General features: G+C 25.6%; 12 protein-coding genes and 9 tRNA genes. 1 reads left to right on the top strand and 20 read right to left on the bottom strand.

The window, feature by feature from the left end:
- Positions 1 to 14: 14 nt before the first annotated feature.
- A complete protein-coding gene (locus tag F795_RS06065) occupies positions 15 to 830 on the bottom strand; it encodes a F0F1 ATP synthase subunit A (RefSeq protein ID WP_022935728.1) in 816 nt (271 codons plus the stop codon).
- A 1-nt stretch (position 831) separates the two neighbouring features.
- Positions 832 to 1272 (bottom strand): hypothetical protein, encoded by a 441-nt coding sequence (locus F795_RS0100155; protein ID WP_022935727.1) that lies wholly within the window; start codon positions 1270 to 1272, stop codon positions 832 to 834.
- A gap of 232 nt (positions 1273 to 1504) precedes the next feature.
- Here F795_RS0100155 and F795_RS03285 point away from each other — a divergent pair, with 232 nt between their 5' ends.
- A complete protein-coding gene (locus F795_RS03285) occupies positions 1505 to 3658 on the top strand; it encodes an ATP-dependent Clp protease ATP-binding subunit (protein ID WP_022935726.1) in 2154 nt (717 codons plus the stop codon).
- 35 nt (positions 3659 to 3693) lie between these two features.
- Here F795_RS03285 and F795_RS0100145 read toward each other — a convergent pair.
- From F795_RS0100145 to F795_RS0100060, 18 genes are all read right to left on the bottom strand, one after another.
- Positions 3694 to 3769, bottom strand: a tRNA-Lys gene (locus F795_RS0100145).
- Positions 3770 to 3872: 103 nt separating this feature from the next.
- A complete protein-coding gene (locus tag F795_RS06060; protein ID WP_022935725.1) occupies positions 3873 to 12014 on the bottom strand; it encodes a hypothetical protein in 8142 nt (2713 codons plus the stop codon).
- A 15-nt stretch (positions 12015 to 12029) separates the two neighbouring features.
- Entirely contained in the window at positions 12030 to 13595 is a 1566-nt protein-coding gene (locus F795_RS0100135) for a TrkH family potassium uptake protein (protein ID WP_022935724.1), read from the bottom strand.
- Positions 13596 to 13741: 146 nt separating this feature from the next.
- On the bottom strand, positions 13742 to 15619 hold the full coding sequence (locus tag F795_RS0100130; protein ID WP_022935723.1) for an ABC transporter ATP-binding protein: 1878 nt from the start codon (positions 15617 to 15619) through the stop codon (positions 13742 to 13744).
- Positions 15619 to 17412, bottom strand: a complete 1794-nt coding sequence (locus tag F795_RS0100125) for an ABC transporter ATP-binding protein (protein ID WP_022935722.1) — start codon at positions 17410 to 17412, stop codon at positions 15619 to 15621. Before F795_RS0100125 ends, F795_RS0100130 begins: the two co-directional genes overlap by 1 nt.
- A gap of 3 nt (positions 17413 to 17415) precedes the next feature.
- The gene (locus tag F795_RS0100120) at positions 17416 to 18600 is read right to left on the bottom strand and encodes an acetate/propionate family kinase (RefSeq protein ID WP_022935721.1); all 1185 of its coding nucleotides are present in this window, start codon (positions 18598 to 18600) and stop codon (positions 17416 to 17418) included.
- Positions 18601 to 18705: 105 nt separating this feature from the next.
- Positions 18706 to 20997: a transglutaminase domain-containing protein gene (locus tag F795_RS06055; protein WP_022935720.1), complete on the bottom strand. Its 2292-nt coding sequence runs from the start codon at positions 20995 to 20997 to the stop codon at positions 18706 to 18708.
- A gap of 118 nt (positions 20998 to 21115) precedes the next feature.
- Positions 21116 to 21191 (bottom strand) — tRNA-Phe (locus tag F795_RS0100110).
- 4 nt (positions 21192 to 21195) lie between these two features.
- Positions 21196 to 21272: transfer RNA gene (locus F795_RS0100105), tRNA-Asp, on the bottom strand.
- 1 nt (position 21273) lies between these two features.
- Positions 21274 to 21349 (bottom strand) — tRNA-Met (locus tag F795_RS0100100).
- A gap of 5 nt (positions 21350 to 21354) precedes the next feature.
- Positions 21355 to 21447 (bottom strand) — tRNA-Ser (locus F795_RS0100095).
- A gap of 1 nt (position 21448) precedes the next feature.
- A tRNA-Ile gene (locus F795_RS0100090) sits at positions 21449 to 21525 on the bottom strand.
- 27 nt (positions 21526 to 21552) lie between these two features.
- Positions 21553 to 21629, bottom strand: a tRNA-Met gene (locus F795_RS0100085).
- Positions 21630 to 21632: 3 nt separating this feature from the next.
- Positions 21633 to 21709: transfer RNA gene (locus F795_RS0100080), tRNA-Ala, on the bottom strand.
- Between the two features lie 5 nt (positions 21710 to 21714).
- Positions 21715 to 21791: transfer RNA gene (locus F795_RS0100075), tRNA-Pro, on the bottom strand.
- 117 nt (positions 21792 to 21908) lie between these two features.
- Positions 21909 to 23174 (bottom strand): GTPase ObgE, encoded by a 1266-nt coding sequence (gene obgE, locus F795_RS0100070; protein WP_022935719.1) that lies wholly within the window; start codon positions 23172 to 23174, stop codon positions 21909 to 21911.
- Positions 23175 to 23189: 15 nt separating this feature from the next.
- Positions 23190 to 24749 carry a methionine--tRNA ligase gene (gene metG, locus F795_RS0100065; RefSeq protein ID WP_022935718.1) on the bottom strand — a complete coding sequence of 520 codons (1560 nt, stop codon included), beginning with the start codon at positions 24747 to 24749 and terminating at the stop codon, positions 23190 to 23192.
- Positions 24736 to 25536 (bottom strand): tRNA1(Val) (adenine(37)-N6)-methyltransferase, encoded by an 801-nt coding sequence (locus F795_RS0100060; protein WP_022935717.1) that lies wholly within the window; start codon positions 25534 to 25536, stop codon positions 24736 to 24738. Before F795_RS0100060 ends, metG begins: the two co-directional genes overlap by 14 nt.
- Positions 25537 to 25549 lie beyond the last annotated feature (13 nt).

Below are 25549 nucleotides of genomic sequence, written 5' to 3'. Positions count from 1 at the left end.
CTATATAATTATTTTTATTGTATTAAATTAACTTGGGGTTCTCCATTAAGTTCTTTATTTTCATTTTGCAATAACTTTTCTTTTGCGTGTTTTACTTTTGATTTGATTTTTTCTTTTACTTCTTCTTCCGAAGCTTGGGACCAATAAGAAATAGTTAATGTAATAAAGACAAATGCTTGAATGGCTCCAACAAAAATATCAAGATATAAATTAAGTATTGGAGTAATTAACATTTTAATTGGGTTCATAGCAATTGCCATTTCTGAGGATGATTTAATTATAGATTTTCATAAACCATCTAAAGCACTATTTAATAAAACAAATAAAACTATCCCGCCTGTAATATTTCCAAATAACCTAAATGTTAAGGAAATTAAAGGTGAAAAGTTACCTGCCATTTCGATTGGATTTAGCAATTTAATTAAATATTTAATTTTGCTATGATAAAATCCTAGAAGTACCATTGATATTCAAGTAACAGCAGTTGCTGCAAAAATTACAGAAACTGAATTTCCTACTGGTACAAAGCCAAGTAATGAAATCAAATGTCCAAAAAATAAAAAGATAAATAAAGAAATAAAATATGGGTTTGCTTTTTTCAATCTATTTTCACTTAAGTTGTCAGCATAGTCATTACTTAGAGTAACTAAACTTTCAACTAATAAAACACCATTATTAGGAGCTTTATCTGCTCTTTGATTTTTAACAGCAAAATAGATTAATAAAGATAAAACAAAAACAATAGCCACTAAAATTATTAGGGTAAAAAATTGGTTATCTTGAATTTCTTTTGGACCAAAATTATTTAATTTGCCAAATAAAACATCCATTTTATTCCTTTCGTAATTCTTTCTTTTTATTTAGTGAAGCATCAATTGCAAGTGCAACAATGAAAACTAAAAATGGAAAACTAAAGGTTATGAAATTTATTGGCCATAAAAAAAGATTTTTGTTTTCATTAATGTGTTTCTTGCAAAAATAATTAATTAAAAAAAATAAACTAATTATTAGAAACATCATTAATGAAATTAAAAGAAATAATAAAACTGTATAAGTAGCTTTTCTTTTAATTGCCGAGTTTTGCTTATTAAACATTTTTTTAAATAATTGATTATTAATTAATAAATAAATCATTAATGAAAAAAATCCAGCCAAAAATCCGGCAATCAATTCATAATTATTAAATACTAAACTTAAAAGTATTAGTGCAACGAAACTATTTGTTGTAATAATTAGAATTCAAAATCTTTTATTAATTGTATGTTCTTTCATTACCTTTTAAAACTCTTTTGGTTATATTTTAATAACCATTATCTATTATATGCTAATATCAAAAAATATATAAGGTAATCAGAAAAATATTTTCAAGGAACTTAAAAAAGTAAAAATTATTTTTTATTTTTAAGAAAAAAACAAAAAAAATTAATTATTTTTAGCACTCAAGGCAAAAGAGTGCTAAAATATAGTAGTAATTAAAAATAAATGAAAACTTAAGGAGGTTGAAATGGATTTTTCTTTTACACCTAATGATGATAAATCAAAAGACCCATTAAAAGAATATGGGCGTAATTTAACAGACCTAGCAACTCAAAATAAATTAGAACCTGTTATTAATAGGGATGATGAAATTAGAGCACTTGTTAGGATATTAAGTAGAAAAACAAAAAACAATCCTGTTTTAGTTGGAGAACCAGGTGTTGGTAAAACAGCAATAGTAGAAGGACTTGCAAGAAAGATAGTTGAAAATCAAGTGCCAGAAAATCTTAAAGGTAAAGATATTGTTGAACTTGATATGGCTGCATTAGTTGCTGGTACTCAATACCGTGGACAATTTGAAGAAAGATTGAAAGCTGTAATCGAAAAAGTAGAAAAATCTAACGGTGATATTATTTTATTTATTGACGAAATACATATGATCGTAGGAGCTGGTTCTACTAATGAAGGATCTATGGATGCTGCTAACATGTTAAAACCTTTAATGGCTAGAGGACAACTTCATTTAATAGGAGCAACTACTTTAGATGAATATAGAGAAAAAATTGAAAAAGATCCTGCTTTAGAAAGAAGAATGCAAAAAGTATATATTGAAGAACCTTCTATTGAAGATACAATTACTATTTTGCGTGGTATTAAAAAAAGATATGAAACATATCACAATGTAAAAATTGAAGATGAAGCTTTAGTAGCGGCTGCTAATTTATCTGCAAGATATATTTCTGATAGATATTTACCAGATAAAGCAATTGACTTAATTGATGAAGCTGCTTCTAATATTAAAACTGAAATGAATTACATTCCTCTTCCATTAGAAAAGGTCCAACAATCTATCGCTAAACTAGAAATTGAAAAAGTTGCTTTAAATAACGAAAAAGAAACCGAAAAACAAAAGAAAAGAATTAGCGACATTGATAAAGAATTAAAAGAACTTAGAGTCAATGAACATAACCTTGAAAAGAAATGAAAAGAAGAACAAGATGATATGGCTTTACTTTCTGCAACTAAAGAAAGAATTGAACAATTAACAAATAAATTAACAATTCTTCAAAGTGAAGGAAAGTATGTAGAAGCTTCTAAGATTAAATATGTTTTAATACCTGAACTTCAAAAGACACTTAAAAACTTAGAAGAAAAAATTGATAAAGGAAACAGAATGGTCAAGGAAATTGTTGATGCTGAACAAGTTGCATCAATAGTAAGCAAATGAACTAAAATTCCTGTATCAAAATTACTTGAAACTCAAAAAAATAAATTAATTAACTTAGAACAAGCATTAAGTGAAAGAGTTAAGGGACAAGATGAAGCAATTAAGTTAGTTGCCGAAACTATAAGAAGAGCTAAAGCAAATATTAATGACCCTAATAGACCTATTGGAAGTTTTCTTTTCTTAGGTCCTACTGGAGTTGGTAAAACTGAACTCGCCAAAGCGCTTGCTGAAAACTTATTTGACAATGAAAATAGAATTATTAGAATTGACATGTCAGAATATATGGAAAAACATTCAACTAGTCGTTTGATAGGTTCGCCTCCAGGATACATAGGCTTTGAAAAAGGTGGCCAATTAACTGAAAAAGTTAGACAACATCCTTATTCAATTGTTTTATTTGACGAAATTGAAAAAGCTAATAAAGATGTTTTAAACTTATTACTTCAAATTTTAGATAATGGTTTTATTACAGACGGACGTGGTAAAAATATTAATTTTAGAAACACAATTATTATTATGACTTCAAATTTAGGCAATATTGAAGAAGGCAACAAAAAAATGACTGCCGATGAACTTAAGAATGTTTTATTAAAACATTTAACTCCTGAATTTGTAAATAGAATTGATGAAATTGTTCAATTTAATAGTTTAAGTGAAAATGTAGTAAATAAAATTGTTGATCTTGAATTAAAGAAATTAAATGATAGATTATACAAAAATCAAAATATTACTATTTCATATAAAGAAGATTTAATCAAATACATTGCAAATAATTCTTATGACCCTGCATTTGGAGCAAGACCTATTAGAAGATATATTCAAAAGCATGTTGAAAGCCAACTTGCAAACGCAATTATTAATGGAGATGTTAAAGAGGGACAAAATGTTCCAATTGAAATTATTAAAAATGAAATAATTCTACTTACTAAACCAAACAAAAACAAATTAAATTAAAAAAAGGTTTGCCTAATAAGCAAACTTTTTTTATATGGTACACCTTGTGGGGCTCGAACCCACGACCCAAGGATTAAGAGTCCTTTGCTCTGCCAGCTGAGCTAAAGGTGCATAACCATATAAAGTATATAACAATTATGCTAATTTTAAAAAAATATCTTTGTTGGTTTTAAAAATATAAAATGAAAAAACCGGAAAAATCCGGCTTTTAATTTTAATCATCATATTCAGTAGTGTCACTTAAACCACTTCAAGTTGATTTAGATCTTTGATTGTTAAGTTTCATAAACTTACCAAATCCACCTTCTTTAATGGTCATAAGAATATATTCTTTTTTAGTTACTTCATATGGTTGGCCATTTTCACTTACTTTATATTTAAACTTAGTAAGTTTAGAACTTTCACTAGGGTGATATCCACTAGAAGTAATTAAATACATAATAGCATCAGGAGTATAATCTTCTTCTTCATAATATTTGTAAGTTTTAGATCATCAGCCTGATACACTTACACAATAGTTGGTAAATTCACGTCTTAATTTTTCATTAGTAAAGGTTTTTTGCATACCTGAGAATTTAGAATTAATAACTGGAATAGAAGAAATGTTAGTTCCTTCTTGAATTTCTCAAAGTATAGCACGTGTTCCTTTATAAATAGTCACACTAGTTCAACTACCAATACCATAATTTCTATTTCTATCAGCTTCTAATGTTTCACGACCAAACATTTCAAATAAAGCCCATTCTAATGAAACTAATGTTCTATAAGTTGCTTTATAAGCTTCTTGTTTTGAACGTACTTTATATTGAGACATATAGTTTGGAATAGTTTTTGATTCTTTAGTTACTTCATCAGCTAATAATTGAAATACTGTATTTATAGTTGCTAGATAATCTACTGAAATTGTAATGTTATCAGGGTCTGTAGGATCGCCTTTAGGTTTAGGACTAAATACAGATGAAATTCCATCACTTATTATTTTATTTAAAGAAGCTAAGTTAGTTTTTTCAGGACCTTGGTTAAGGTTTCTTAAAGCATTCATAATTATCGAATCTGGATATTTACTTTTACCTAAAACTAAGTTAATTAACTTAACTAATGTAGGTCCATTAATAACTTTATCTTTACCTATATAGTTAGCAATAATTGTTGCATCGTTTCCACCTAATGCTGATTTTACTTTTTCTATAGCTTTTTCAATTCATACACGTGGGTTAAGAATATCAAATGTCTCTGCAGCATTCGCAAATTGAATAATTGAACGTTTAAGAATTTTTCTTGTAAATAATTCAGTTTTAAGAAGTTCAGGAATTAGTTTCTTAGTAAGATCTTTTAAGAAAATAACATCATCTTCAGTTGTATTTTCTAATTTAAGGAAGTTAAATATTTCTGAAACAATTTCGCTTAAAATTTCATCATGTTGAGAGAATTTGTAAATTATCTTAGTTATGTTTTCTTTTAAGTTTGGTTCTATCTTTCTAATAATTTTGCTCATTAATTGGCCTAAATTATTAGCAACTAATTTTTCGCCTGCTAAAACATCATTAACTAAAGATTCTATTAAACTTCTAACTTCGTCATATTCCACAACTTTTTCTAATGATCATTTTAATTTTGAAGCAGATATTGGTAAGTTTTGTACACCATCTAAATTTAATTTAGATACTTCATTTTTCATTATTCTTCAAATAACATTTGTTAAAGACACTTTACCATTTTCATTATCTGGCTTGATCGAACCATTAGCGGCACTTAAAACATTGAAAATTAATTTTTCAAGCATCTTTAGGAACTTTTCACGTTCTTCTTTTTTTGCTTCTTCTGAAAGTTGATTTGTGTTATTGCTATTTGAAGTTCCTACTTGTTTTTTAGCAAATTTACTTAAATTAGTAGTTATAAATGAATAAATAGAATACAACTCATTTTCAATTTGGGTAACTGGTAGATTTTTATCTAAGATAGTTTCAATTAATTCTGAAATATATTCTGTCTTAATGTACTTATCATATTCAATGTTTTTAATTGTATTAGTAATATTAGTTTTAACATCATTAGCATTAAAGTGGCCTTCATCATTAACAATATTAATTTTTTCTAATGAATCCACTAAATCATCAATAATTAAAGAAATGAAATTAAATTTGTTAGATTTTAATAAAACTCTCTTAAGCACTGCTTTAATATTATCTATTTCATCTGAACTAGTTTGTAATTCAAAATGCTTAATTAAATAATTAAATGCAAATTGTAAAGCTTTGTCAACATAGTTTGCATCGCCCAATGATAATGATATAAGTGAATTAATAAACTTCTTAATTTCAGTTTTGTTTTCGCGAATAATATATTTAAATAAATCATTAATTCCATTTAATGAAGCAAGCGCTGAGTCATCAATTGTGACTAATGAAGTTAATAAAGAATTAAAGAATTTTTCAGCATCATCTTTTTCATATAAGCATTCAATAATTTTATTAATTGAAAGCTCTGCAAATTCTTTAGCGCTGCTATCAAACTCAACAAGTTTAGTTTTGATAATTTGCAATTTTTCTTTCAATCAAATTTTTGTTTTAGGTTCAGATCTAAATCATTCAAAAATCTTAGGCAACTTAACTTTAATTAAATTCTTATCATTTTGATTTAGAATACCAAGTCCTTCTTTTAATAAATTAAAGAAGACATTAATGTTAATTATAATTCCTTTTTTAGGTCTTTCAAAATTATAAGATTCGCCAGAAGACGATCCTGAAGAACTTGAAGTGCTTGTATTAACAATATTTGAAAATCCATTTATGTTTTCTAAAATTAATAAAATAACATTTCTAATTTCTTCACTAGTTAATGATTTAACAAATTTAATTATTTCATCATAATTTAAAGTATTAATAATTTCAATAAAGTCAATAGCGCCAAAGATACTAAACTTAGAAAAATCAAAACCTTTTTTAGCCACATAATCTGAAGCATATTCTAAAATAGATTTAACTGCGCCTTTTACAATATTGAATTTAGGAATTGCGCTTAAAGCCTTAACAATAGATCTCTTAAGTGATTCTTTTCCATTAGCAGGTCAAGTAACTGAACCTAAGTTTTGATCCATTAATTCAATTAAAAATGAAGCAATATTATTTTTAAAATCAAGACTATAACTTGCATTTATAAATAAATGTTCAAATAAATTATCGCATTCATCACTAAGAAGTTGAGTTGAGGATGTAATGAATTTCGAAATAAGTTCATTTAATGAATTTGAAGATTCAACAATAGTTTTATCAAATAATTTGTTAACTAAAGTTTTAACTAATGGCTTAACTTTATCATCAAATTTTTCATTAACAAATTGTTTTAAATTATTTAGAATGTTTCTAATTTCTCTTCTAACAGGTTCTGAGAACTTGATTTCATTAATCTTAATATTATCAAGCATTTTTAAAATCAATTGTTTTGGATCTAATTTAACAAAAATATAATCTAAGAATTTTTCTTTTCCAAATAAAACTTTTAGAACATTCATTAATTCTATAGTTGTATATTTTTGCGAAGTTGATGATTTTAAATGCAATAAATCAATGATTTCATTTATTGAATTTGACTCTTTAAGCTGATCTAAAATTGAAGATAAAACTTGACTACCTAAAGTTTTTAGTGATGCTAAAGATTCTAGATTGCTTAATTTATCGCTTATATTGTTAATGGTTGATTCAAAGAATTTTGATGATGGAATAAATTTAAATAATGAAATTAAGTATTCTTTTAAGGTACTAATTTCAGAATTTGTGAGATCTAAACCAATTTCTTTGTCAAGTCAGTTTATAGCTAAAATAGAACTTTTTGAAACAATATTATCATTACTAAATAAATTAGTAATTAATCTTTTTACTAATCTCTTTATTGAATTTAACTTATTGTGTTTTAAAAATTTAATTAATAATTCGTCTAAATTACTAAAGTTATAAAGAGCTTCATTATTAGCGTAATGTACTAAAAGAACTTTAATATCATTTATATTTTCATCTTTTATTAATTCACTTACTATTTCATTAAATATTGAATATGAGAACTCTTCAACATTTTTAGAATTTGTTTCAGCTAATGTTTTATCAATAATATCTTTATCTAGTTTATTAAATAATTTTACAAACGTTGAATTTAAATATTTCTTTAGTGATTCATTTTTCAAAATCTTCTTTAGATTTTCGCAAATAGAATCTATTAAAACTAATTTATCATCTTTATCAACTTTTTTAATTAATTCAATAACAATTGCTAATATTTGTTCTGGTCTAATTGAAGCTGTTTGTGATGGTTGAGGTGGTGTAGTTGGTGATGCATTTTGTGAATTATTAGGTAAAATAGCATTAATAATATTTTCTAAATTATTTAATAATATTTCACAAATATTTCTAATTTCTTTGCTTGTAATGTCATTTTTAATAAAGTTAATAATCTTTTCAACACTTATTAAATTTGTAAAAATATTTTCAAAGTTAAGCAATTTAGAACTTACAAAATTGTTAAAGTTAAATCCTTGATTATTAATATTATCTTTTAGTGCATCAACTAAAAATTTAGTTATGTTCTTATAAAACTTAGTTGTATGTACTTTATTTAAAATGTTATTGAATGTTACTATCAATAAATTCTTGTTATTTGTAGTTAATGTAATTTTGTCTTTTAATTTTGAATATAAAATTTCAACAATCAATCTTGAAAATGTTGCGTTTTTAGTTGGGGCAGCATAAATGAAATCATCAAATAATAATTCAATAATGTTATCTATAATATCCTTGCAATTAGTTAAACCTTTAATAGCAAATTCTTCAAGACTATTAATTGAGCTAAGTGTATCTTTGTCAAATAATTTAATAATTAAATTTTTAATTTTAGAAAGTATATTAGTTTCTCAATTTTTATTAATGAATAATTTTAAATCGCTAATTAAAGAGTTTAAATCACTGGTAATATTATTATCTAAGTTTAATTTCTTAGTATCAATTATGTCTAACAAGTTAATAACTTGTGATTTAAAATCTATTTTTGAAGTTACATAATTAACAAAATTTCTATTTGATAATAAAGGAGAAAATACATTGAGTAATTGACTGATTGAATACTTAGCATTACCGGCTTTATTTTTAGTTAAAACAACATCAATAATTTCATTAATGATTTCTTTATTGTTAGCTGGGTTCAATTTATTATTTAATAAATTAGCAAAATCCTTAAAGCAATCTAAGAATGGCTTATTAATATCAGCTTCATTTGCAGCATCAACTAATGCATTTTTAGCTCTATCAAATAATTTAGTATTAGGAATATTTTTAAGAATATTAGATACTAATGATTTTATTGATTCTAATTCACTTTGTTCTAATTTGACATTAATGGTCTTTTGTAATCATGCATCCATAATAGTTGTTAACTTATTAAGTGCATCAGTTGAAGAAATTTTTTCCAATAAAACTTCAATAATATTAAATAATTTATTTTGATCTTGATTTTTAATAATTTGGAAGATTAAATCTGCATAATTTTTGTTTTTATAGTTTTGACTATTTCTAATAATGTCTGAAATTGTGAATTTAATTGCATCTTTTAATTTTTTAGAAGATAAAATTGCATATCCGTCATCCAATAAAGAATTTGTAAATTCTTCAGTAGTTGCAAATTGTGAAAATGCACTAAGAATAATTGAATCTCATTTGTTTTCTTTTATTATTTTATTTAATGGATTAATGATAGAAAACTTAACTATGTTTTTAAGTGAGTTATATACAAGTTCATTTTTATCTAAAAGCTTATCAATATTGAAATTAATGGTATTAATTAAAATATCTTTTCCATCACTAGTTAATTTATTAAATTTATTATCAATAATATCTGCAAGCAATGTAATTAAACTATTTCTAAATGATTCGTCTGTCAAATTAGTAATATTTAATTTATGCAATGATAATTTGTTAATAAGACTTGAAAATGTTGAAACATATCTACCTTTATCAAGTTCTGGATTATTAGGAATAAATGATAAAATTTCAAATAATAGCGAATGATTTTCATTTAAGTCATATTTATCTTCACTTGAAAATAAATAAGTTATTAATTGTGAGATAAATGAATTTAAATTATTTTTATTTTCACTATTGTTTAAATTGTCTAGTGATATATTAATTAATAAATTAATTAACTTATCTTTTGATTCAAATGAATTAAACCCAATAATAAAGTTATGTAAAAAGTATTTAATATTTTCTATATCGGTTTCTTTTAATGAAAAGTTGTTAGCTAAATTATTAGCTAAAGTTTCAACAACAGAATCTAAATATTCAGTTCCCTTAATTGTTTCAATTAGTAAAACAATAATTTCATTAAATTCAACTTTTAATGAACTAATTACATTTTTAATAAGTTCTTGAACATTGTTTGAAGATGAAATAATAGAGTTATTGGTAATAATAAGTTCAGTTACTTTAATAGCAAACTTTGTAAACTTATTTTTGAAGTTAGTATTAGTTTGTAATGTTGAAATAAATGATACTAAGTTTTTACCAAAAATATGTGGTAATAGTTTACTATTTACAAAATCCACAATAAAAATATTTGCAAATTCATTTAATCATTTTTTGTTTGCTTCATTAGAAGAAAATGAAGAATTAAAAAATTCTTTTATGTTTGAAAATATTTGTGTATTGTATAAACTAAATGAATCAGAAATAATTTCTAAAACCTTAGTAAGATTTTTGTCTTCATAATGAATTGATTCAAATAATTTTTCAGCTTCAGCATTAATATAATTAATTTGATTATTTAATGTTTCATTATTAAGGATTTCTTTTATGAATGTAATAACTATTTCTTTGGTATTTTTATGTGATGCTGAAGAAGCTAAATAGTTAAATGAATTTTTAAATTCACTATTTGATAAATTAAATAAACTAAATAATTGGTTAAGAGCTTGTGTAACTTCTTTTTTATCAAATTCTTTAATACTATTAAAATAATTTTTAAATTCAACTACAAAGTTTCTATTCAATTTATTATTTTCAGCATCTTTGATAGCATTTTTGTTTATATCATTTGATTCAAAATCATAAACTTTTTTATAACTATCTAAATTTAGAGAAGATATTCCTAAAATAGTGTTTTTAATTATTGTTGCTTTTTCATTAAAATTAATTGATTTATATGAAGTGTAAGTAGAAAAATTATCAACTTGAGGTTCTAAATTAATAGAAGCCACATTTGGTTTGTGTTCTGGATTAAATTTCTTTGATTTAACTAATAAATCATATTCTTCATTAGTTAAAGATAATTTTAAGAAAAGTTCTTGAGCTAATTTTTTATGTGCAGAATTATTAAGCGAAGAATCAAATAAACTATTTCCTAATTCATAACTTTTGTCAACTACTTCTTCTTGGTTTTCAAAGTTTAAATAATTAATATTATTTGTTTTGGCAACATTTTGGATAGTTTGATTAATTACTGTAAAAATATCTTGAATAGAATAATCTGCATTAATGCTTTCAATTACTTTAGCAATTTTTACATATGGACTAATATATCCAATTAAACTAATGTTTACATTTTTGTTTAATTTTCTAATTTCTGAAATTAAGGTATTGTATTTTCTTTCAATCGATTTTGCTTTTGCACTAATTTCTTGTATTCAATCTTTAAATTCGTTTTGAAAATCTTCAATGTTACTTTTTGCTAAATGCAATAATTGCAATAATTTTTCAGAATATTCGTAAGGATTAATAAAATCATTTAATCCTAAAGAAATTGTCATTAAAGATGCTTCTTTAATTTGACTAATTAAATTATCATTTTTGCCATCTTGAAAATCGTTAAAGAAACGTTCAATAACACTTTTATTATCAAATTGTAATGTTTTCTTTAATGAACTATTAAAATCTAAGTTTCTAATAGTGTCATTTGATTTTTTAGATTTTGCATTAATTAAATAGAGTCAATCATCAATTGTTGTATTTGATAAACCTAAATTGTAAAAAGTATCTAAATAAGTTGTTTGGTTAGAAAGTAAATTTATGTTATTAGCTAAATAAGAAGCATAAGATATCCCATAAGCAATTTTATTTTTGACATCAAAATATTCAAAATTATTACTATTGTAATTATCTAAATATTGATCTCCTAATGCTAAATATTTAATTGAACCAGTAACAGCTTCTTGTCTATTAGTTTTTTTCACATCAGGTTCTTGAGGGGTTGGTTTTGTTATTTTACAAGAATTAACAAGCATACCAATAGCTGCTCCAGATAACATAACTGTCGCAATTGCTAGGGGTGAACTTAATTTTTTGTGCTTGAAAGATTTTTTATTTAGAGTGTTTTTCATAATGATTCTCCTTTATTATCCGATCGCAACATCTTCATAAATATATCTAACGTGTTCGTTGCTCTTTCTATTTCTTCCTCAAATTAAAATAGTTTGTGGAATACCTAATTGACCAATAATCATTATTATGATTAATGTAACTTTTCCGTATCCTGAGAAGTTTGGAATTATACCCATAGGTGAACCTGTACTTCCAAACGCAGAACATACAACGAATAATATGTGGCTTGTATCGAATTTCTTTTCATGAGGTAAAATACTATTAGCATTTAAATTTGTAGTTGAATAACAAATTAAAACTCCAATAATAACTAGAAATATACCAATAGCAAATACATTAATTGCCTTGATAAGGTTTTCTTTGCCTATTTGTCTTTTGAATGCTGTCACTTGTTTTTTTCCAACAAGCATTGATACAACAGATAAAAAGATAATAGCAACTGTTGCACTTCTAATCCCACCAGCGGTTGAAGCTGAAGAGAAACCAATAAACATTAAAATTGAATGAACCAATAAAGTTTGTTGTGTGAAATTATAATAATCAGTAGTTATAAATCCTGATGATCTAGTAGTTTGTGTTTGGAATATTACAGCAAATGATTTTGCAAATGTAGAACCATATTGACTTTGATTTCAAAATGAAAATTGATTTTTAGAAGTTGTTTCAAATAAAAATGTAAGTAGTAAACCAATAATGCTTACAAATACATAAGTAATTAAAGTTAATTTTGTAAATAATGTAACTCTATAACGTGGTTGAGTTTTTCTATAACTATTTAGTTTTTTATAAATATCATAAATAACTGGAAATCCAACTCCTCCAATAAATGCTGCAATTAATGTAAATATTTGTAGAGAATAATCTTCATAATAAGGCATTAAACTTTTGCTTCCTATATTATCAAATCCTGCATTATTAATTGAACATATTGAATGAAAGATTGCATATCTAAGCGATTTCCCGAAATCGCCTTTTGGATTTTGTACATTAAATTCATATGGGTTAAATGTTCTTAAGTCATATGATTTTGCAGCTTCAATATCACTAAATTTTCCATATGGAGAATAATAGAAAATGAATGTAAAAATAATTGTAAAAATAAAAAGAGAAATTAAAAGAGTTGAAACAGATACTTTAATAATTTTTTTAGTTTTACCACCATCAGCTGAACCACGTTCAATTTGGGTAAGTGCTGAATTGAAAACATTTATTTTTGATCCAAAGATAGTTTGAAGAATATAAACCTTCAAAGTAAATATTCCTAAACCGCCAACTAAAACACTAATAGCGATTAATGCTTGGCCAAACATATTAAATGAATAAGCAATAGAAATTGGGGTTAAACCTGTATCAGAAAACGCGGACGCAGCTAAGAACAAGGCGTCTATGTAACTAAAAGTAACTTCATTATTTTTAATTGAAGTTCTAAAACTTTCTGTATGCGTTATTGGTCAATATAAGAATAAAGAAATAAGAAAGGTAATTAAAATATAAATTATGAAAATATATTTAATTACTCCCATTCTTTTAAATAGCATAAAGAATCAATTATATTTTTTAATTCTTCTGTTCTTCTTCATAATAGAACAATTATATACTTTTTTAAAAATAAAATTAGTTTTATGGCTTTGGGCTAATTCTATACAAAAATAGTCAACCTTTAATACATTAAAAAAATAACAAAAATAAAAAAGTTATCTATAAATAGATAACTTATTTTTGGTTTTTAATCTTCTACAAATGCAGAATGGTAAAGTTTTTCATAGAAACCTTTTTTAGCAAGAAGTTCTTCGTGTGTTCCAGATTCAATGATTTCACCACCATTAACTACTAAAATCTTATCGGCATTTACAATAGTTGAAAGTCTATGTGCTATAACAAAGGCTGTCTTTTCGCGCATTAATTCTAGAATAGCATCTTGAATAAATTTTTCTGTTCTAGTATCAATATTAGAAGTAGCTTCATCTAATATTAAAATGTTTTTGTTAGCCAAAATTGCTCTTGTTATTGCAATTAATTGTCTTTCACCATGTGATAAATTAGCTCCACCTTCTTGTATAATTTCATTATAACCATCTTTTAATTGTTGAATAAATTCATCAGCTCTAGACATTTTTGCTGCGGCAATAATTTGTTCATCTGTCGCATTTTTATTAGCATACCGTAAGTTTTCCATTATTGTAGTCTTAAATAAAAATGTATCCTGTAAAACTATTGAAATTTGATCGCGTCAATATTTTTCATTAATAGAAGTTGATTCTTTACCATCAATTAAAATTTTTCCAGAAAGAGGTAAATAGAATTTGCTTAATAAATTAATAATAGTAGTTTTGCCTGCACCAGTAGGGCCTACAATCGCAAAAGTTTGGCCTTTATTTGCCTTAAATGATGCATTTTTTAGTTGTAGATTGTTTGGATCATTTGTATAGCTAAATGAAACATTTTTAAATTCAACAATTCCTTTAACATCATCCATTTTTTCTAATTTATCTTCATTAGTTGGAGGAACTAATTTACTTATTTTTAAAATTCTACTTGTTGATACTAATGCCATTTGGAATTGTGTAAAGTTTTGGAAGAAAAATGTAATATTATAAGACATTAAACGTATATAAATACCAAATGAAATTAACAAACCTACAGTAATTGTTTTATTTCAACCATTGCCAATATTAGATAAAGCAAATGTTATTCCGATAGCAGCAACAATAAATTGAATTGCAAAAATTGCAGCATTAGAATAAGGATAAATGATTTCTGAATATAAATTAGCTTTAAAAGCTGAATTAAAATATTTTTTAGTAATTTTATCAAACTTATTTTTAATAGTTTCTGTTTGATTAAATGATTTAATTAAATGATGTACTGTTAAATACTCTTGAACAAAGGTAGTCATTGATGCTAACCTTGTTTGTTGTTTTTGAAATTGAGGCATAGCCTTTTTCATTATCAAACCAACAAAAGAAAACATTAATGGTATTAACACAATTGTTATTAATGTTAAGTATAAAGATAAATAAATCATAAATCCAAATGAAAATAAAATTGCAAAAATTGAAGTAATTAATTGAGCAATAACATCACTTAATCCAAATAAAATATTATCAGCATCATTTGAAATAATACTCATAACTTCCCCTGTATTAATTGAATCAAAGAAAGAGATTGGCATTTTCATTAATGCTTTATAAGCATCGGATCTTAAAAGTTTAGTAGCGTTTGTGGCCATTTTAACGCAAATTAAAGAAACTCCAATATCAATTAATTTTCCCAATAAATACACCACCACTAAAGCTACTATACTAAGTATAAAAGTTAACAAACTAAAATTTCCGCCAATTTTTAATTGATCAAATCCCAAAGCTCTGTCAATAATAATCCCAATAATAAATGAACTACTTGAAAAAAATAAACCGTTTAAGATGGCTAGTACAATAAGTCCAAAAATTAAAAATTTACGATGCACTAAATATTTAAATAATTCGCCAAAAGTTTCTTTTTTAATTTTTGCATGAAGTTTTTTTCTTTCACGCAATTCTTCTTTAGTCATGTCTTTTGGGTTCTTTTCGCTGTAAAAAGGATCAAAATATTTTTTATTATTCATTATTTTCCTCCTACGCTTTCTTGTTGAACATCTGCAATTTCTTTATATAACTTATTAGTTTTTAAAAGTTGTTCATGAGTTCCATATCCATCTAATTTGCCATGGTGCATAACTAAAATTTTTGTTGCATCTTTGATAGCAGAAATTTTTTGTGAAATTATAATTTTTGTTGTGTCTTTAAATTGTTCATTAATATTAGCTTTAACTTTAGCTTCAGTTTTAGCATCTAAAGCACTAGTAAAATCATCTAACATTAAAATTTTTGGATGCTTAATTAAACCTTGGGCTACTGACAAACGTTGTTTTTGTCCCCCAGAAAGGTTAGTAGCTTTAGGTTCTAAAACATAATCAAATTTTTGAGGAAATTTATTTATAAAATCATATGCGCATGCAGCTTTAGTAGCTCTTTCAATATCTTCTTCTGTAGCATTTGCATTAGCAAATAATAAATTTTCTTTAATTGACGCATTAATTAATGCAGGAACTTGATAAACATATGAAATATTTGTAACTAATGAAATAGTATCAAGTTCACTAATATCATTGCCATCAATTAAAATTTGTCCATGTTTGGTTAAATAATCACGATTTATTAAATTAGTAATTGTACTTTTGCCTGAGCCAGTAGGACCTATAATTCCTAAAGTTTCTCCGGGTTTAATTTCAAATGAAATGTGTTCAATAATATTTTTATCCTCATAAGCAAAAGTTACATCTTTAAATACAATATTACCTTTTACTATTTTTTTATCAGAAGTTACAAAAGGTATTGAAGTTTTTGTATCAAGAACTTCAAATAATTTTTTAGATGATCTTACACCTCTTGCAATATTAAAACTAATAAAGGTAGTAGTCATTATTCCTTGCACAACCACAAATATATAATTTATAAATATATTTATGTTACGAATCATTTCTGTATGCGCTTGTTTATCTAATGTACCTTTATATTTAAGACCAATAATACCTAATAAAAATGCGATTGCTAAATTTGCAAATAAAAATATTAAACTAAATGCAATATTAATACCATAATAATTGCCTCTTACCATGTTTGCAAATCCATTATTAACATTCATAAATTTAGCATCTTGAATATTTTCAAGATTAAATGATTTTATAACTCTTATCCCTAAAATGCTTTCAGAAGTTTCTAAATTTAATTTTTCTGCTAATTCAATTTCTTTTTTAAATCTAGGTAACAATTTTCAAGAAGTAATACCCATAACTATAACTAAAACCGGAATTAATGCAACTAAGATTAAAGAAAGATTTATATTTATAAAAAGCGATAAAGTAATACCAAAAATCATATTAATAGGACCTATAATTAACATTCTAAGCATATTTGTTACAGCAAATCTAACTCTAGCTATATCTGTTGTAAATCTAGTTATTAAATTACTATGAGTAAATTTATCTATTTCCTTTTTAGAAAAACTTAGAATATTATCTCACAACTTATTACGCAAGTCTCTTGAATGACCTAAACCTATATAGTTTGCTAAATAAGCAGCTCCCAATGATGAAAATGTACCAATTAATATAACTATTAAAAAGATTATGGCTACTCATTTTAGACCTTCAAGTGGGCTAGCTACATTAAACTTAATATTGCCAATAATTTGAATGGTTATGCTTGAACTTGAATTAGAATTTGCAATTAAACTAACTATAGTACCATAAAAATTAGGAGAAAGTAAAAAACATGCTACTTGTAGCATTGTTAAAATAATTGTAACAAAAGCTAATATTTTAAACTTTGGTCGCATTATTTTAAAAATTCTTATCATATATTATCTCCTGTCTAATTCTTTTGCTTCTTTAGCAATATAAAGTTCCTCATTAGTTCTAACTACATAAATAGGAATAGAACTCTTTTTAGAAGAAATTAAATTATATTCCTTAAAATCATTTTGATTATTTTTTGAATCATCAATATCTAAAGGAATAAGATTAATTCTTTCGATTACATGTTTACGTAAATCACTATTATTTTCAGCAACGCCCGCAGTAAAAACAATAGCATCAATTTTGCCTTGAATCTTATTTAAATAATTAATTAAATAATCTGAAATTTTTTGAATATATAAATCATATGTAAATTTAATTTGAGGTTTTTCAATATGTGTTTTAATATCACGAAAATCTTGAGAATATTCACTAACACCTAATAAACCTGAATTTTCATTTAACATATGCATTGTTTGATCAATAGTTCAATTGTTGTGTTTCATAATATATGGAATTATTGATGGATCAACATCGCCACTTCTTGTGCCCATCATAACCCCTGCTAGTGGGGTAAAACCCATTGAAGTTGCAATTGACTTACTTTTTTCTATAGCACATAAACTAGCGCCATTACCAATATGTAAATTAACTATATTAACTTCTTTTTTATTTAAAATTTCTTCCATTTTTAAAGCAATATAATGGTGGCTAAGTCCATGAAACCCATATTTTCTAATATTTAATTTTTCACTTAATTTATTATCAATAGGATAAGTATATTCAATTTTGTCTAAAGTTTTGTGGAAAGATGTATCAAAGTGTAAAGTTTTTCTTTGCTTAACAAAAACTTTTTCAATAGCTAAAATAGTTTCAAGTGCACCTTTATTATGCACAGGCGCTAAATCTAAAGCATCTTTTAAATAATTAATAGCTTTTTTAGTAACTTCACAAGTTTCTCTTAAATTAGGTCCTCCATTAACAATTCTAAATGCTATGTGTTCAATTTCATTAAAGTCACTAATAACCTTATTTTCTTCTCATTCTTTAACAAGTTCATTAATTGCAAAATCAAATGAAGGCAAAGCAACTTCCTTAGTTGTTTTTATACCATTAAAAACTATAGTTAATAACCCTAGCTTTTGCTTAATACGTTCAACAACACCTTTAGCAACCATATTTAAGTCATAATCAAATAAGGTTCACTTAATTGAACTTGATCCAGCATTAATAATTAAAATCTTTGACATACTCTCTCCTTTGTTTTTTTTATATTTATTAATTATAAATAATTAATTTAAATTAAAAAATAAAATAAAAATAATTTCCTAGTATTAAAACTAAGAAATTACGTATTATTCATAAAATAAATCTAGGATATCTTGAGAAATTGGTTTTGGTTTATCTGAATAGAAAATATGTTGTACTGAATCAATCTTATGTGTTTGTGAAAATGCAATGTTTTTGCTATCTTTATTTTTTAAGAAATATCTATAACTATATCCTTCTTGACCAGTACTAGTATCGCTATTTGTTAAATCAAGTGGATATCATTTCCCGCCATCACCCAAATCAAGTCAAACTTCATTTCATGCGTGTGGTTGGCCGCCACTAGGGTTATATGGATCAAAGCTTAACCCACCAATGTAACGCGCTGGAATACCTAAATGATACATAAATTTAACAAATATTCTTGCATACCCATCACAAACAATTTTTCCATTTTTAACAATATTATAAGGATCAGCAAGTGATAAACCTAAACTATTTTGATATTTGTTAATATTTGTTTGACTATTCTCATATTCCATTTTTCATAAAATATAGTTATGAACTGCTTCAACTTTTTGCAAATCAGTTCATCTTCTATCAATAATTTGATTAATTTTGTTTAAAACAAAATTATTTAGTTCTTGCTCATGACTTTGTACATTAGCTTCTGACATATTTTCATTAGAAGAATATCTAAAGTTAAATTTAGTTATATTTAAATTAAATGTATGATTTATAGGATTTTTATCTGCATTAGTAGGAATATTAAAAGCGCCTAATAAACTTAATGTTTCATAGTATCCTTCGCCAGCTGCAACATATAAAAATCTTGCAAGTTCTAATTCATATGAAACAAAATTAAATTGATTTATTTTTTGAGCTTCAGTTCAATTTTCAAATTTATCAACAAAAGAATTATTGATATATTGTCTAAATCAATTTGTTAAATTATCTGGTAAAGTATTTATATAAAATAAGTCTTCTTCAAATGGTAATTTCATTCCAGGAACTGATTTCCTATTTTTAAAAATATTTTTTAATTTATTTAATTCTTCAAATTTACTTCTTTTATTAATCAATAAATTATTTTCTTTATTTTGTCTATCGTTTGCATCAGCATAATAAGAATAATTTGAATTTGTTCTTAATAGATTATAAGCTCTTTCAAATTTAATAATATCTTCTAAAGTTTTTGTATTCTTTTTTAAATTATTTAAAAGTGAATAATATTGAGATTCTCATTGAATATCTGCATTTTGACCATAATAAGGTTTAGTATTAATATAATTTTGTAATATGATATTAAAATTATTTTCATATGATTCCAAAACAGTTTGAGCATCCAACATTAATTTTTTAAAATAATTTCCCATTCTAAAATCGCTAGCAATAGCCTTATCAAAATCACTAGATACTTTTATATATTTAGAAACTTTTCGCATATAAGGATATAAGATACCAAATGATTTTGCATATTTATCTACTATATTAACACTAGCATTTTGCTTAGAATAATATTCTAAAGAATATTTATCTTCATCTGCAACTATGCTAAAAGGTAATTTAGGAGCTTCTGTATTTGTTTCAATATTATAATTTCCAAGTTGATATAGTGGCTTGTTTAAATATTTAGCAGTTGCTAAATCTGAATGTGATCTTGAGATAATATTTGCTTCTTTTAGCAATTCATTTAAAGACGCACTTTTTAAATTATTTTCTTTAATAAAACCATTTAATTCAACTACTTTAATAACAAATTCTTTATTATTAATTTCAGAAGTTAGTTTGATTGAAACTAAAATTTTTCCTTCAATTCTTTTTCTTTCTATATTAGTAATTGTTATATTTGCATCAGCGCTTGGTAAGGTCGCTAAAATATCTTTATCATTAATATCATTTACTTTTTTAGTTCCATATTGTGAAACATTTAAGTTTTTTATTGAAATATTTATTTTGTTTAATAAATTAGATAAATTAATTTCGGTACTTGTTTTTAGTAAAACATCTTTTTTAATTGTATAAACATTATCTTTATAAGTTACCTTAAAAGATACAGTTGCAAGTTTTTCGCTTTCATTAATATCTTCAATTTTAAGTCCACTATTAAATGAAATTAAATTTTTAAAAGTTTCTGAAACTGTAAGTTTAAAATCAGCACTATTTATTTCATTAAAATTTTTTTGTGCTGGAATTGGCGAATATAAAACTGTAAAATTATTGGTTAATGTTTTAATTATTTCACTTTCACTATTTTTCTTATCTTCTTCATTTGAAAATAAATTACATCCATTAAATAATGAAGACATAGTTAAAGCTGGCGCTAATAATGTAGACGACAATGCTAAAATACTTACAACTTTTTTGCTATTTTTCATGTTCTACTCTCCTTGAAATTAATTTAACTCTTATATTGTATTAGATATTTTAAAAATAAAATAATAAATAATAAAAATAAAAAAACGCCATACATGACGTTTGCAGATTTCTCTGAAATGGTGGTTCCGGCAGGAATCGAACCAGCGACACACGGAGCTTCAGTCCGTTGCTCTACCGACTGAGCTACAGAACCATAATGGCGGTCCAGACGGGAATTGAACCCGCGATCTCTTCCGTGACAGGGAAGCGTATTAAACCACTTTACCACTGGACCGTGGTTGCGGAGATTGGATTTGAACCAATGACCTTTGGGTTATGAGCCCAACGAGCTGCCGACTGCTCTACTCCGCTATATATGGCGGGCAATGAGGGATTCGAACCCCCGCGGGCCGTGAAGCCCCTGACAGTTTTCAAGACTGTTCCCTTCAGCCAGGCTTGGGTAATTGCCCATGGTGGACCCAACAGGACTCGAACCTGTGACCGACCGGTTATGAGCCGGTTGCTCTAACCAACTGAGCTATGGGTCCAAATCAAAACTCTGTTGAGATTCCGTATGGTAGCGCCAAAGAGAGTCGAACTCTTGACCTTCCGGGTATGAACCGGATGCTCTAACCAACTGAGCTACAGCGCCAAATGGTGGAGAGGAAGGGACTCGAACCCTCTACCTCCTGCGTGCAAGGCAGGCGCTCTAGCCAGGTGAGCTACCCCCCCATAAATGGTGAAGAAGACAGGATTTGAACCTGCGACCACTTGGTCCCAAACCAAGCGCTCTGCCAAACTGAGCTACTTCTCCACAGCACTTCAACTATTCTTGCATAAGAATACCTTATTATTATATATAAATTTTAATAATTAATTAAAAATTCCTAAAAATATAAATATGGCCTAATAATTGAAAATACCAATTAAATTATTCTTCTTCTCAACTGAATTCAAAGTCTTCTATTTTGACTATATCACCGTGTTTTATTCCTTTAGCTTTTAAAGCATCATAAACGCCTAAACCTTTTAATTTATAATTAAATCTTCATAAATTATCAATTGAAACTAAAGGTATTTTATGATAAAGATTTGAAACCTTAGCACTTTTTATTTCATAAGTAGTGTTATTAATTTTAATTATTTCTAAATCATCTTTATCTAATGAAATAGTTATTTCTTCTTTTTCTAAACTTTGAGCATTTACTAAAGTATCTTTAGACTTCTTATATATTTCGTATAATGTTTTTTTAACTTCATCAATATTATCTTGTAAAAGTGCTGAACAGGTTACAATTTGCAATTTAGGAAATTTTTTTTTAAACAATTTTAAATGTTCTTTAAATTTAGGTAAATCGCTTTTATTAGCAATAATTACTTGCTTGATTTTTTCAAGAAACAAATTATATGATTTAAGTTCATTATTAATAACTAGATAATCTTCAATTGGGTTTTTATTTTCATCACCAAAATCAATAACATGCGCAATTGCTTTACATCTTTCAATGTGCTTTAAAAATTGAATACCTAAACCTTTACCTTGCGAAGCAAATTCTATAAGACCAGGTAAGTCAGCTACTACAAAAGAAGTATTGTAATATTTAACTAAACCTAATTGTGGAGTTAAAGTTGTAAAATCGTAACTCGCGATTTTAGGTTTTGCATTTGAAATTATTGAAAGTATTGAACTTTTTCCGGCTGAAGGTTTGCCAACAAAACCAATATCCGCTAAAACTTTAAGATTTAATTTCAAATCAAATACTTCACCAAGTTCTCCATTTTCGCAAAGTCTTGGTGCAGTATTTCTAGAGGACTTAAACTTTAAATTCCCTCTTCCACCTTTGCCTCCTAAAGCAATTAAATATTTATCTTTAGTAGTTATGTCTGCAAGCAATTTTTCACCATTAAATACCATTGTTCCTAAGGGCACTTTAATAATTAAATCTTCACCATTTGCACCATATTGGTTTTTACTTTTTCCGTTTTCTCCACTTTGGGCAATATATTTATTTTGATAATAAAATGGTAACAAAGTGTTAAGTCCATCATCTCCTTGGAAATATACGTCGCCACCTTTTCCACCATCGCCACCATCTGGACCACCACGATCTACATTAGCTTCACGCCTAAAACTGATGATACCATTACCACCATTTCCAGCTTGTACTTTTATATTTATTTCATCAATGAATTTCATTTTATTTACCTACATTTACTTAATTCTTGGAAAAAGAATTTCCTTAACTTCAACTTTTTTATTATCAAATTTTGTTCAATCAAATAATAATTTTTCATCAAATTTTGATTGATTTAAATAGCCTAAAATGATGTTACATTTTTTAGGCATAATTACACTTAACATAAAATTAATAGCATATAAGCCATTTAAAAGGGTATTTAAGACACTATTCAATCTTATAGGATCATTTTTTAAACTTCAAGGCGTTGTTAAATCTATATATTCATTTAATTTAGAAGATAAATTAATTACAGCTTTTGAAGCCTTGTCAATATGGAAATTATCAAAATGTAATTTGTAATTTTCATATGTTTCAAAAATTAATTTATAAATAAAATTATCAATTCCTTGCAAGTTTTTTTCATCATATTTTGTCCCATTAGAAAATGATTGATTAACCATTTTGACTACTCTATTTAATAAGTTTCCAAAATTGTTAGCAAGATCAGAATTTAAAACATTTACTAAAAGTTCATCTGAATATGAAAAATCATTATCAATATTTATTTGCGAAGAAAAGAAATATTTAATTTCTTCAGCACCATATTTTTCAACTAAGGGAATAGGTTCGATTATGTTGCCTTTTGATTTAGACATCTTTCCTTCAGGAGTTATTATTCATGAATGAATAACTTCTTTAGTTGGTAAATTAAGGTCTAATGATTTTAAAAAGATAGGCCAATAAATTGCATGGAATCTTGAAATTTCTTTTCCTAATACATGTACTCTTTCAGTACCATTTTTTCAAAACTTTCGATAATTTGTATCATCACTTTCTAAATATTGAAGTGCTGTTAAATAATTAAATAAAGCATCTAATCAAACATAAATGATATGAGTGTGTTTATTATCATTTGATTTAAATTTATCAAGTGCAATACCTCAATCAAATGATATTCTTGTAATTGATAAGTCTTCTAAACCTTTATCTAAAAAATTATTTATTAGTTCTTTTTCAATTGCTTTATTTGTTAAAAACTCAGGATTATTTAAAAAGTATTCTTTTATTCAAGAACCGAATTTAGACATGCTAAAAAAATAAGATTCTTCTTTTATTTCAACTAATAAGTGGTTAGAAGTAGGATGGTAATATTTGCCATCTTTGTGTATTGCTTGAGTTTTGGTTAAAAACTCTTCATCATTGATTGAATATAAACCTTCATAATTTCCTTTGTAAATGTACCCTTTTTCAAACATTTTTTCAAAAACTTTTTGAATTGTTTTTTTGTGCTTTTCATTAGTAGTTCTTGAAAAGAAATCGTAATTAATATCAAGTTTTGTTCAAAGATCTTTGAATTTCTTTTCTTCACCATCAACATATGCTTGAGGCTCTAAATTTAAAGACAAAGCTTTCTTTTCAATTTTTTGTCCATGTTCATCAATACCTGTAACAAAATATGTATCATAACCTTGTTGCTTTTTATAATTAGTATAAACCCATGCTAAAGTAGTAGTCAAAAGGTGACCAATATGTAAATTGCCACTTGGGTAATAAATAGGAGTTGATATATAAAAGGTTTTATTTTTTTTCATCTTCATTATCCTTTGCTTTTATTGGCGAATATAGCTTTACAATTTCTTCTGTGTATTCGTGATTATTTATATCATTATAATGCAAATATAAATTTTTTTTGAATGAAGTACCTCAACCACTATTATATCTAGATTCAATTAAACAAAATTTTGGTAAGTCATTAACTCTTGGATAAACTAATTGTATTACTTTAGGTTCAAAATTATATTTTCTTAAAAGAGTTACTGCATCGATATATCTTGCAATAGGTAATACCATTGTAAGATATCCTTTTTGTTCAATAATTTTTGAACTACCTTTAATTAATTGTTCCAAAGTTAAAAATATTTCATGAGTTGCTGCTTTTTTAGCATCTGTGCATTTTGTTCTTGGAACATTAAATTCTTCTTTATAATATGGGGGATTTGCAACTATTGCTGAATATTTTTTAGCTAATTTATTGCCACATTTAAAGGCATATTCTTTAGCATAAATATTAAAGTCTTCATTTATTACATTAATTTGAGATTCTAACTTATTTAACTTAACATTTTTTTTAGTTAATAAAGCTGCATCTTTTTGAATTTCGAGAGCATCAATATTAATTTTTTTAGAACGTGAAGCTATAAAAATAGAAAGAGCCCCATTATTAGTCCCTACTTCTAAAATATTAGATACAGTTCTATTAATAGAAAAAAAGTTGCCTAATAAAATAGTATCAATAGAATAATTAAAGGCATCTTTATCTTGATATACAAATAAAGTTCCACTATAACCTAAATTGTTTTTAACAATATTCTTTTTCATATTGTCTATTATT

Source organism: Metamycoplasma orale ATCC 23714 (genome assembly GCF_000420105.1).
GTDB lineage: Bacteria > Bacillota_I > Bacilli_A > Mycoplasmatales > Metamycoplasmataceae > Metamycoplasma > Metamycoplasma orale.
This window is presented reverse-complemented; position numbering and strand designations above follow the sequence as displayed.